At 59.8% G+C, this 10964-nt stretch carries 7 protein-coding genes and 6 pseudogenes; 6 read left to right on the plus strand and 7 right to left on the minus strand.

From position 1 onward, the window contains the following. Positions 1 to 581: pseudogene (locus ACQ7C1_RS31305) on the minus strand (HEPN domain-containing protein); the annotation flags it as partial. Positions 582 to 1323: 742 nt separating this feature from the next. Between ACQ7C1_RS31305 and ACQ7C1_RS31310 the strand changes: the two are divergent. Continuing rightward, positions 1324 to 2244: an ArdC family protein gene (locus ACQ7C1_RS31310; RefSeq protein WP_430961162.1), complete on the plus strand. Its 921-nt coding sequence runs from the start codon at positions 1324 to 1326 to the stop codon at positions 2242 to 2244. 325 nt (positions 2245 to 2569) lie between these two features. Here ACQ7C1_RS31310 and ACQ7C1_RS31315 read toward each other — a convergent pair whose 3' ends face one another. Both ACQ7C1_RS31315 and ACQ7C1_RS31320 read right to left on the minus strand, forming a co-directional pair. Beyond that, positions 2570 to 3760, minus strand: coding sequence for a DUF1173 domain-containing protein (locus ACQ7C1_RS31315; RefSeq protein WP_430961164.1), 1191 nt, complete (start codon positions 3758 to 3760; stop codon positions 2570 to 2572). A gap of 549 nt (positions 3761 to 4309) precedes the next feature. Continuing rightward, complete coding sequence (locus ACQ7C1_RS31320) at positions 4310 to 4498, minus strand: hypothetical protein (protein WP_430961165.1); 189 nt, start codon at positions 4496 to 4498, stop codon at positions 4310 to 4312. A gap of 424 nt (positions 4499 to 4922) precedes the next feature. Between ACQ7C1_RS31320 and ACQ7C1_RS31325 the strand changes: the two genes are divergently transcribed. Both ACQ7C1_RS31325 and ACQ7C1_RS31330 read left to right on the plus strand, forming a co-directional pair. Continuing rightward, complete coding sequence (locus tag ACQ7C1_RS31325; protein ID WP_430961166.1) at positions 4923 to 5246, plus strand: DUF736 domain-containing protein; 324 nt, start codon at positions 4923 to 4925, stop codon at positions 5244 to 5246. A gap of 346 nt (positions 5247 to 5592) precedes the next feature. Continuing rightward, positions 5593 to 5760 carry a hypothetical protein gene (locus ACQ7C1_RS31330; protein WP_430961169.1) on the plus strand — a complete coding sequence of 56 codons (168 nt, stop codon included), beginning with the start codon at positions 5593 to 5595 and terminating at the stop codon, positions 5758 to 5760. An 81-nt stretch (positions 5761 to 5841) separates the two neighbouring features. On the opposite strand, the gene ACQ7C1_RS31335 is transcribed toward ACQ7C1_RS31330, so the two are convergent. After that, a complete protein-coding gene (locus ACQ7C1_RS31335; protein ID WP_430961168.1) occupies positions 5842 to 6147 on the minus strand; it encodes a WGR domain-containing protein in 306 nt (101 codons plus the stop codon). Between the two features lie 405 nt (positions 6148 to 6552). On the opposite strand from ACQ7C1_RS31335, the pseudogene ACQ7C1_RS31340 reads away from it, so the two are divergent. Beyond that, positions 6553 to 6702 (plus strand): annotated as a pseudogene (locus ACQ7C1_RS31340) (type II toxin-antitoxin system prevent-host-death family antitoxin); the annotation flags it as partial. Between the two features lie 86 nt (positions 6703 to 6788). Further along, a pseudogene (locus tag ACQ7C1_RS31345) lies at positions 6789 to 7080 on the plus strand (hypothetical protein). A gap of 42 nt (positions 7081 to 7122) precedes the next feature. Here ACQ7C1_RS31345 and traG read toward each other — a convergent pair. The 3 pseudogenes from traG to ACQ7C1_RS31360 all read right to left on the minus strand — a co-directional run. After that, a pseudogene (traG, locus tag ACQ7C1_RS31350) lies at positions 7123 to 8820 on the minus strand (Ti-type conjugative transfer system protein TraG). A gap of 123 nt (positions 8821 to 8943) precedes the next feature. Further along, positions 8944 to 9042, minus strand: a pseudogene (locus ACQ7C1_RS31355) (conjugal transfer protein TraD); the annotation flags it as partial. Beyond that, a pseudogene (locus ACQ7C1_RS31360) lies at positions 9032 to 9160 on the minus strand (TraC family protein); the annotation flags it as partial. The pseudogenes ACQ7C1_RS31360 and ACQ7C1_RS31355, both read right to left, overlap by 11 nt. A gap of 190 nt (positions 9161 to 9350) precedes the next feature. Between ACQ7C1_RS31360 and traA the strand changes: the two are divergent. Continuing rightward, positions 9351 to 10964: Ti-type conjugative transfer relaxase TraA (traA, locus tag ACQ7C1_RS31365; protein ID WP_430961167.1), on the plus strand; the 1614-nt coding region annotated here is incomplete at its 3' end.

Genomic DNA, 10964 nt, shown 5'->3' on the forward strand with positions numbered 1-10964 from the left:
AATGCTCAGAGCACACTGTCTTGACCAGTTCGAGCAGGAATGCTGTTTGCTCGCCGAGCATCCGAGCGCCTCCTCGCTGATCTCGAAATGCTTGGAATAGCGGGCCTTCACATATGCCTCGTTCAGCGTGTTGAACCACGCCCGCTCACGATGCTGATCACGAGGAAAGGCCTCGGCCAGGCGCCGGTCTTGCTCTTCGGCGAGGGAACGGATGAATTTGATGTTGTGGGAGGGCGGGCCGTAATTAATGAGCGTTAGCAGCACACAGGAGTAGGCCTTGCTCGATGGATTGATGCAGCTCGAATGCTGCGTTCTCTGCAAAGTCCCGCTCAATCGCTAGCGTTGCCATTTGGAGAAAGCGCGTGGCCGCCCGGAATCTTTGGTCGAAATGCCCGTCCGCAAGTTTGAAAAAGATCTGCCGCGGAAAGAAGTTTAGGCTCGGCGAGCGGCTCTTCATCGAGTTCGTAGAGAACGATGCCTTCCTTCCTAATGTCGGAGAAGAAGTATTGCCCTTCCTTCAGATAGTTGTTCACCTCTCGCCTGGAGTGGACAATGAAGCTCACCGGAGTTTCGATCGCCTTGCGGCAGACCTCACCGATCGGCGCCCCGTCCTCCGCCTGCTTCAGCACGAACGCGATCTGCGCTTCCGAAAACTTCGAGGCCTTCATGAAATTCTTCTCTTCTGCCCAATAGGGATCATAAGTGGAAAATTCCAAGTCTGAATGGCCTAATTTAACGGGAGCACGTCACCGCAGATGGAAGGCCCGTCGAACACGCGCAATCGGATCCACTCGCTTCAACTCCCGGCCATCCGCCGCTAAAAGCCGGATGGTCAGATGAAATCTGAGGGGGTCAAATTGGACGCCGATTACCCCGCCAAGTGGTCAAAATTGCACGCGAAACACAGAGGGGCATGCGCTAGGCCAAAAGCTTCGTGAGATGGACGGACCCTCCGGAACGGCACTGACAAGCCTCTACCGGCGTGCCGAATCTGTTTCCGCCCTTGTCTGAGGACTGGTTGCGTCGCCGCGCCCGCGGCCATCATCAGGCCGAAGAGGTAGCCAATCTTCAATGCGGTTCATCTGCGATGCGAGCGACAAGATGCAGCTTGGATTTGCCGCTCTGCCTCCTTCACGACCTCGCGGTAGCGGTGCGGCCATTGCGTCCTGCCCCGCTTTGGTCCTGCCAGGCTCGCGCCGCTCGCAACGGCTTCGCCGTCCTCCACTTCGTTGCGGCCCTGCGGGTGCAGGCAGCGCTTACTGCCTGGCTTTCGGCCCGCGTAGCAGGTCGCGATGGCCGCGGCCTCCAAACGGAGGTTCAGATATGAGCACGCAGCAATCCAATCAACGATCCGATATTTACAGTCGCATCACCGCCAAGATCATTGCGGATCTCGAACAGGGCGTACGGCCATGGATCAGGCCCTGGACGACGAAAGATGCGACAGCCGAGGTCAGCCGGCCACTGCGCCATAACAGCCAACCCTACACCGGCATCAATGTTCTGCTCCTCTGGTCTGAAGCGATCGCGCGCGGCTTTGCGTCATCGACGTGGATGACCTTTCGCCAGGCAAAGGAGCTCGGCGCCGCCGTCCGCAAGGGCGAAACCGGCACGACCGTTGTCTTCGCCAGCTCATTTATTCGCGCCGAGACGACGGAGACAGGCGCGGAGATCGAACGGGATATTCCATTCCTCAAAACTTACACGGTATTTAACACCGATCAGATCACCGGTATCGATGGGCGGGCCGGATGCATTGAGCCCGTCCAGGATCCGCTGAGCCGCATCGGCGATGCCGGACGCTTCTTTGCCAATACCGGCGCACTCATACGGCACGGAGGCTCGGCCGCCTATTATGCTGCTGCCCGTGATTACATCCAAATGCCACACCTGGATGCCTTCCGCGACGACGCGTCTTATGTCGCCATCCTGAGCCACGAGATGACGCATTGGACCGCGGCACCCCGAAGGCTCGATCGTGATCTCGGCCGCTATGCGAAAGACCGGAGCGAACGCGCTCGCGAGGAACTCATTGCCGAACTCGGCAGTTGCTTTCTCTGCGCCGATCTTGGCATCGTTCCGGAGCTTGAACCACGCCCCGACCACGCAAGCTATCTCGATGGCTGGCTCAAGGTTCTCGGCAACGATAAGCGGGCAATTTTTTCAGCGGCAGCTCATGCGCAGCGGGCCGTCGATTACCTGCATGACCTGCAGCCGGACCTCAATGAGGGGGAGGCGGCGTAAGCCGTCTTTTCCTCAGCCATTCACACCGGATAACTCCAGCGGCCGATGCCTCGCGCGCTTGCGGCCGTCGAGATCTCGGCTTGAGTCAGTTCTTCGCTAACGCGCCCTTGAAATATGCCTGCTCCATCTGCTTGGCAACCGCCTCGGCAAGATCGATGGTTTAACCTATCAGGAAAACATGCGCAGCGAATGGTAAAGTCTCTGTTCGAGACCAGTGGTTTAAATTAGCATCATCACCTGGATGGAGCAATTGAGCATCGGCTGAACCAACGCTTTGGCGATGCTGGAAAGGAAATCGGCTGCTGTGAAGCAGAGTTCATGCGGATCACGGCAAACAGGGCATTTCACCCTCGGCCACACGCCAGATCCATGGCGCCATCTCTGGCCTGGCCGCAATCATCTCGCTCAGAGCAACCTCATAGTCTTCGTCGACATTCGTGGGAACGATGAACAGCGCCACGGGCGACGGCCTTGCGTCTGGCAATGTCACGGAGGCAATCGGCTGACCATGTGAAAGATCGAAGCGCAATCCCTTTTTGCTTCTGCGCTTTAACCCGGCGAGCCGTTCGAGGAGCCGCTGTTCGTAGATGGTTTCGAACGGGATCCAGTTCTCGTTCACCACCATCATCGCCACTTCCTCCACAGATGCGATCCCTACGCTCGAAATGCCGAAAGTGGCGATCACGATAAGATGGAACACTTCGTTTGATCGCCACAGTTCCAGCTCGGTGTCATATCGTCCATTCAACCGCTTCCATGCTCCCTCATCGATCATGAGAGGAAAGGGGAGGTGGCGAACCAGGATTTTCTGGCTGTCGCGGGCTGGCGAAAACTCCTTTACCTCCGCGATGATCAACATCAGTTTGCGCGGTCCCGGTCCATTTGCCTTGGCTCCGGCCAAAGTTGCAGCACGCCGGGCGGAAATTCCTTCCTTGTCATCCTGATGATACACTTCCGGGATAAACAGGATGTCGGTGAGGGGGCCGCCGTGGACCATCATCTGTCTTGCGGCATTCTGCAGGCTGCTGCGGACGCGGCCCCAGCCGCGCCTTCCAGCCCATAGCGACGTCCATTCCGTAAGCTCTCCCATATCCCAGAGATAATGGAGCATTGCCCTCAGCGAGAGTTTTTTGGGATCGCTTAGTACCCTTTCTGATGGGTCTGAAGGCGCCTTCGATGTCGATCGGTTCGCCCGTTTCGAGAGAGAGAAATCAAGTTTCAGCGTCGTTGCACCAGTCGCCGCGTCAATCTGGATGGCGTTCCCGATCAACGGCCCGAGGCCGGATAACTCATACGGCGGGTCGTAAGATGGGCATCCGGGATCATGCTGCCGGCCTGAGAGCGGCATGCGTTTGACTAGGAATTGGCCATCCATCCGGGCGATGTACATCGGCACCGGCGGCTCCCTACACTGGCAAAGTGGCCTGAGCTTATGTTCGTAAGCGTGTTTGAGCTGCGGCAGAAACTCTGGAGAACTGTCATCGAACGCCCGGTTGCCGATCAAAAACTGTCGCACGCGGTTCCTCCCTCGTCTGACCACAGGTTGATCGAGCCGTATGAGAAGGCGTAGCACGAGCTTCGTGGATTATACTATCGCAAAATAGTTAGTATAGAAATATCACAGCCGCTGGGGCTGATGTCATCGCCATAGGCAGGAAAGGGGAACTGCTGCGAGCCGATCGCCGAATGGCACGACATCGGCGCGGCCGTAAAGAACCATGCCGAAGGTAAACTTCTGTCCACATGCGTCCGCAGCGAGCGCCAGCATAAAGTGAGCTCTAATCGCGTGCTGCTCAGCCCTTCAAGCCGGCCTCAGCTGTCGGTCTGGGTGAAAGAGGAAGAGGAGGGCGGGCAAGGGTTGGCTTGGCGGGTTGGAGAGCGCCGCCGCGGGCTGGCTCTTTCCTTGCTCCCGACAGGTTTCCCATGAACGTGATTTCTTCCGCGGCCGTGAGCGCTAGCATGTCCTTGCATGATTTGCTTCGACCGCCGAGCCGTACGGGCTTCATTTTCGAACCCCGCAACATATTCCGTTTGTGACTTGCTCGCATCCTGTTGCTTTGTGATCTCATGCGGCTTGGTTCTGCTGATGAGTCCAGCCCAGATCGTTCGCGGTCGCGTGATTGCGATGGTTGATGTGCCTGGCGACCATCGACGGCTCAGATGGTTGGGCGAGGGCACGGTTGGGGAAAATCACCCATTCGACGCCCACGCGAACAACCTTCACCCGGGGTTGTCGCACGGTTTGCAGCGGCAATGCGGTCGCCGCGGCGCAGTCGCGGATCTGCGAAGGATGACATGAATAAGGGATGTGCTCGCCGCCTGCCGCAGTTGGGAGCGGGCGCGGGCGTTTTATTGATCGACAAGCGTGCGAACCGCCCGTGGAGTACGCCGCCGATATCCCGCAACGCTGGACCGGGGGCTATGATGGTTTGTCGCAGCCTTCGTTTACTCTGAACCATTCCCGTTATATGTCGCTCGTATAGACGACCGCCTGCTTTTGCGGTCAACCCCTGAAGGGGTAAGACTTGCCCGAAGTTTTTGCAAAATTCGATTTCGGTCCGTTTGTCTTGGCGGAAAATAGAATTTTGCAAAAATTCCGGGCGAGCTGACCGCAGCAAGTCGGCCGTCTCTTAGTGCGCCATCGGGAATGGTCCCGAGCAACCGAAGGAGACAGAACCATGGCCACCACGATCGCAACGCTCACGCAGAAGACCGACGGCACCCTCGAAGGCATCTTCAGCACCATCCGGATCAACGCCCCGATCGCCATCGTCCCGAACGCCAGCAAGGCCAGCGAGGAAGCCCCGGACTACCGCGTCATCCACCGCAAGACCGGCTTCGAGATCGGCGCCGCCTGGAACCGCATCGCCCGCCAGACCGGCGAGGAATACCTCTCGGTGAAGCTGGAGGCTCCTGAGATCGGCGTGATCTTCGGCAACCTCGCACCGGCACCCGGCGGCGATTCTAGCAAGAAGGTGATCCTCTGGAACAGCCCGAACTGAAGAGCGACTCGAGCGGCCCCGAGCAATCGGGGCCGCCTTCGCCGTGTCTCGGTTTGTTGCGTGCAGTATCGGGAGTGAAGCGGGCGTCGAGCCCGCTTTTACTCCTCCTGTCGTGCCACACGAGACCAAGGACTGTCTGCTCAGATACTTGAAGTCTGCCGTGAGGCTCGTGCCGCCTCAAGGAACTTCGCGGCCCCTCCAATTTTCAGCCGGCGCCCTGAAGGGCTCCTTCAGAAAATCGGTTCCTCCGCTCGCCGGCTCCGCCGGTCGCTGACGCGATCCTTGACCCGGCCCGAGCCTCACGACCCAGGTCGTCATCTTTCACATCATTCAGGAGATGACGACGATGACGATTGCACTCGAAATTCAGATTGAAGAACTGCGCGCCGAACTCAGAAACGCCGATCCGGCCGAGCGTCGCCAGATCGAAGCGGAGCTGGAGATCGCTCAGGCCGAACTGACGATAGCGCTCGCTGAGCAGGAGGGCACCATCGATGCTGCGCCACCCTTCTGAGCGCGGCGTTTGCCTGCTTGCCTGGGCCCGAACGCCGGATCGACCGGCGTGCCGACCCGAAGCTGCGCTTGACACCAATGATCACGGGCTACGATCAGAAGTGTTTCCGCAGAAAGCCCAGGCCATGGGTTCACATCGTGCTTTCGTGTTCGGTCCATAACCACGTGCCCGTTTTGATCGGAGAAGATCGAGGAACATATGAACGGCATCCTCTTCCTTGTCGAAGTGATGTACCATGGCCTGTCCGGCCGTTCCGATGCGTCCCCATCGCCGTGTCAGGCAGGGCGTGCCGAACAGCGTTGCTTCGATCGCGAGCGCATAGAAGCGCGCCATATTTTTCGTCGCGTCCGTTCGTTCGATGTAGAGCTGATAGGGTTGAGCGAGCATGGCGGAAGAATCGCTTGTTCCAGCTTTTGCGTCCAACGACACTTGTGAATCGGTCGGCCCCCTCCGATTCATTTTCGTGATGATCTTCGAAGGTGATGATCGTGGATTTGGGCGAACCGGCCGATGGCCGGTCGGGTGCTATTCGCTTCGCTCACGAAGTCCACGGTCTTCGCCTCGGATCACGTCCCCTCTCGCGGGATGATGTGAGCCAATTGACCAGTCGCAGGCTGGGGTTCTATCCTCGACACTTCCTGCCGGCTCACGCCGGAAACGGTCGCGTCCCCTTCGGGTCCGCGGGTCTTCTTCTCTCAGACGTCCTATTTTACTCCAGCAAATCCGGCGTCAAGGACGGCGCGGTCTCCCCCAATTTTTCCGCCGCTGCGTCTCACTGCGCTCTGGAAAAACATCCTCAATATCGAAGATTACGAGCGGCTGATGAAACAGTCGGACCGGCGCACCGTCGGGGCCATCGAAGCGATCTCCGATGAGCTGTTTGCCGAGTTCGGAAATGCTGTCGAGGCCTATGCCGCCGAGGACGAGGCAGGCCGCTCATGACCTACGAGCTGATCCAGACCGCAAGCGTCATACGCTATCCTTCCAATGGGCGCGAGAGGGAGCGGCCGATCGCAGTCGGTGTGTGAATGCCGCGGCCGGACGGTGATCTGGTTCTCTTCTTTCCATCACCACAAAGCAGCCAGAGGCATCGCAGTTCGCCGCGGAAGTGCCGGCGATCGAAAAGCGCCGTGCCGGCCTCGATGCCGATCGTAGGCTTTGGATCATCTTTGATGAGATCAATACCGACATCGTGGGAAACTCATTCTATCTTGAACCCGAGCCGCCAACTGGCCGCTTCAGCAAGGCTTTCTTCATGCCGCTGCTGGCGAATTCATCAGTCGCCGCAAGTCTGCCACGGAGGTCAGCCGATTCCGCTGAGCTCTCGCTTGCAATAGCCTCGTTACCGCACAGCTTCGATCGTCACTGCACGGGTTTGACGAAACGATTGACCTTGGCAGCCCGATCCATTTCCTTTCGTCGGAAATTGATCGCCCGACCGCAGCGGATCGGACTATGCCCCTGGACAATGATGATCTGTTCGTCCTTGCGCATCGACTGGGTGATCTCGTGCGGCATGATCAACGGCCGGCGCTGGAAATTAACGCTCTCCGACTTCCGCGAGGCGTTATTCTTCGTGTCCCAGCCGATATTGCGGGAACTGCCCTTCACCTCCACCGTCATCTCGCCGCATTGCGCCGAAACATTGCGCGCCGTGTCAAGCGCCTTGATCGCCGCATACGAGGCGAAAGCGCAGCCATCAATCCATGATGTCGCGCCATCCTTCCCGAAATGCCGCTCCAACTGCCCGACCGATTGGTACATCAGCATCATGGAGACGCCGTACTTGCGGCCGCGATCGCGCGCCTCCTCGAGCACCCTCATGTAGCCGAGAAGATCCACCTCATCGAGCATAAACAGCGCCCGGCGCTGGAAGGCGCCATCGGCCTGCACCATCGCATTGATGAGCGAGCCGATGATGATGCGCGCGATGCCGGGATACGAGCGCAGGATCGACGCCGGGATGTTGAGGAAGACGTCTTTCTTGCCCGAGACGATGTCACTCGATTTGAACGCATTGCCGCACACAAGCGCGGCATAACTGTCGAGCGACAGCCATTGGGTATCCTTCGATGCTGTGGAATAGACGCCACTGAAGGTCTGCTCGGTCATATTGGTGAAGACGCCAAGCGTTTCGCGGATGAAGGCCGAGGTGGAATGCTCCTGAATGTCGCGCAGCATCGCGAGCACCGAGGGCTCCGGCTCAGAAACGATCTGGCGGAGGCTGCGCAGGGTTCGCCGTCCCTCATATTCCAGCGAGAGCATCACGTGGGCGAGCAGGCCGGTCAGAAGGTTGTGCGCCTAGTTCTGGAAGTAGGATCCGGTCGAGCTTTCGAAGCGCAGGCTTTCCGACAGCAGCATATGCGCAATGCCGACGATGTCCTCTTCCTTTTGCTTGGATGCTTCGATCCCGTCGAGCACGTTGAAGCCCATGATCGGGTTCGTCGGGTCGAGCACCATAACCTCGCGGCCAAGGGCGCTAGTGCGGTGTTCGGCCACCATTGGCGCGACCTCGGTGGATGGATCGAGGCAGATCAGCGGTCCCCTGTAGCGTAGTGCCGTCGGCACCACATTGCTCGTCGTCTTGTATCCACCCGACCCGGCAAAGAACAGCATGTGCGTGGAATCAAAGTCCTGTTTGTAGGTGAGCAACGGGGCCTTGCCGCCTTTCCCCCATGTCGCCAGATCGTTTGGATCGAAGGGCAGGTGGTGGACGATTTCCTTGTCGACTCGGTAACGCTCGCCGATGACGGGAACAAGCCGGCCATATTCGCGCAGTGCATAAAAGCCGGCCACAGCCAGAAAGCAGACGAGGCTCGCTATTGCCACCGGCCTTCGCCGGTGCAGCGGCAGAGCCCATACCGTCAATAGCCCCGCGAGTGGCCCGAACAGAAGCGCCGGCAGAGGCGCGGCCCGCAGGAGCAAATATCCGGTCTTGCCTGTCATGCCGGCGGCCAGTTCCTCCCACCCCCAGCTGACGACATAGGCGGCAAGAGTAGTGACAGCGATCGGCACCAGAACGAGCAACAGGCTCGGATGCGGTTTCCTTCGCTTGGTCATTCGGGCGCCTCCACGATGCCCCGCGAACCGCCATCGAGCTTGGGGATCTTGAATGCTTCCTCTCCGCAAGCGTCGATACTCCGATGAACCCGGGGCGATCCTTGCCAGTTCGGGAAAGCCGCCGAGCAGGAATGCCCGGTCAGCCCTCGTGAGGCCGGCCTTGACGACCAGGCCGCCGAGCAAAAACCTTTCGCGCGCCTCATGCTTGCGATCAGCTGTCACGAGACACCTCCGCCGGCGCTCCAGTGCCGCCAGCTGCTGGTCGACGCGGCGAACCAGATGCGCCATCAGTCCGCTTCTTCTCTCCTTTGCGAAATCGCGCCGCGATCTCCTCGACGAGCGGCCAGATTATACTAACTAGAATAAAATAGTTAAATCGGCTATTTTGCATCAATCTGAAAAAGTCGCAGCCGCAATTCCGATCGATAGGCGCGTTTCGGAAAAGCGGCATCGGCCCGGCGGTCCGATCGATTTGAGGGCGCAATATACGTCGCTCGCGCGACGTGCTTGGAAGGTGTGCGGAGCCGCTTGTGGCAATCATGTTCGTCAGGGCGCAGGTGATCAGCAGGGGAGCGGGGCGCAGCATCGTCTCGGCCGCCGCCTATCGTCATCGCGCCCGGATGATAGACGAGCAGGCCGGAACGTCCTTCAGCTATCGTGGTGGGTCGCGGGAACTGGTGCATGAGGAACTGGCGCTACCCGATCAGATCCCGGCTTGGCTGACGGCGGCGATCGGTGGGCAATCCGTCGCCGGCGCCAGCGAGATACTCTGGAACGCGGTCGACTCTTTCGAGAGCAGGGCCGATGGGCAGCTCGCCCGCGAGCTGATCATCGCGCTGCCGGAGGAGCTGACGCGGGCGGAGAACATCGCGCTTGTCCGGGAGTTCGTCCGGGACAGCTTCACATCGATGGGAATGGTAGCCGACTGGGTCTATCACGACAAGGGCGGCAACCCGCACATCCATCTCATGACCACGCTGCGTCCGCTGACGGAGGACGGCTTCGGCCGGAAGAAGGTTCCTGTTCTTGGCGAAGACGGCAAGCCGCTACGCATTGTCACGCCCGATCGACCGAATGGCAAGATCGTCTACAGGGTGTGGGCAGGTGACAAGGAAACCTTGAAGGCCTGGAAGATCGCCTGGGCGGAAACGGCGAACCGACATCTGGCGCTCGCCGGTCATGAGATCCGGCTCGACGGTCGTTCCTATGCCGAACAGGGGTTGGACGGCATCGCGCAAAAGCATCTTGGGCCGGAGAAGGCAGCGCTCGCGCGCAAGGGCAGGGAGCTTTATTCCGCACCGGCCGATCTCGCCCGCCGCCACGAGATGGCAGACCGGCTGCTGGCGGAGCCGGAGCTTTTGCTGAAGCAGCTCGGCAATGAGCGCTCGACTTTCGACGAGAAGGATATTGCCAAGGCGCTGCATCGATATGTCGACGATCCGGCAGACTTCACCAATATCCGCGCCCGGCTGATGGCGTCGGATGAACTGGTGATGCTGAAGCCGCAGGAGTTCGACGGAGAAACGCTTAAGGTCGCAGCCCCGGCAGTGTTCACCACGCGGGAAATCCTGCGCATCGAATATGACATGGCGCAGTCAGCGCGGGTTCTGTCGGAGCAAGCAGGCTTTGGGGTATCGGCTCGGCAGGTCGATGCGGCGATCGAGCGCGTCGAGAGCGGCGATCCCAAACATCCCTTTCGGCTCGATGCGGAACAGGTCGACGCCATCCGCCATGTCACCGGCGACAGCGGCATTGCCGCCATTGTCGGGCTGGCCGGCGCCGGCAAGTCGACCCTGCTTGCCGCAGCACGGGTGGCCTGGGAAAGCCAGGGCCGGCGGGTGATCGGTGCAGCCCTTGCCGGGAAAGCAGCGGAGGGCCTGGAAGACAGTTCCGGCATCAGATCGCGAACGCTCGCCGCCTGGGAGCTTGCTTGGGCCAGCGGCCGCGAGTTGCTCGAACGCGGCAATGTGCTCGTCATCGACGAGGCCGGCATGGTGTCGTCGCAACAGATGGCCCGTGTGCTTGACATCGTCGAGGAGGCGGGCGCGAAAGTCGTTCTCGTCGGCGACGCCATGCAGCTACAGCCGATCCAGGCGGGGGCCGCCTTTCGGGCGATCAGCGACCGCATCGGTTTTTCCGAGCTC

It is taken from the genome of Rhizobium sp. Nf11,1 (assembly GCF_050587665.1).
Classification (GTDB): Bacteria; Pseudomonadota; Alphaproteobacteria; order Rhizobiales; family Rhizobiaceae; genus Rhizobium.

Bases quoted from the DNA above. Each gene is read 5' to 3' on its own strand.
- ACQ7C1_RS31310 (WP_430961162.1), top strand. From the start codon at position 1,324: ATGAGCACGCAGCAATCCAATCAACGATCCGATATTTACAGTCGCATC.
- ACQ7C1_RS31325 (WP_430961166.1), top strand. From the start codon at position 4,923: ATGGCCACCACGATCGCAACGCTCACGCAGAAGACCGACGGCACCCTC.
- ACQ7C1_RS31330 (WP_430961169.1), top strand. From the start codon at position 5,593: ATGACGATTGCACTCGAAATTCAGATTGAAGAACTGCGCGCCGAACTC.
- ACQ7C1_RS31335 (WP_430961168.1), bottom strand. From the start codon at position 6,147: ATGCTCGCTCAACCCTATCAGCTCTACATCGAACGAACGGACGCGACG.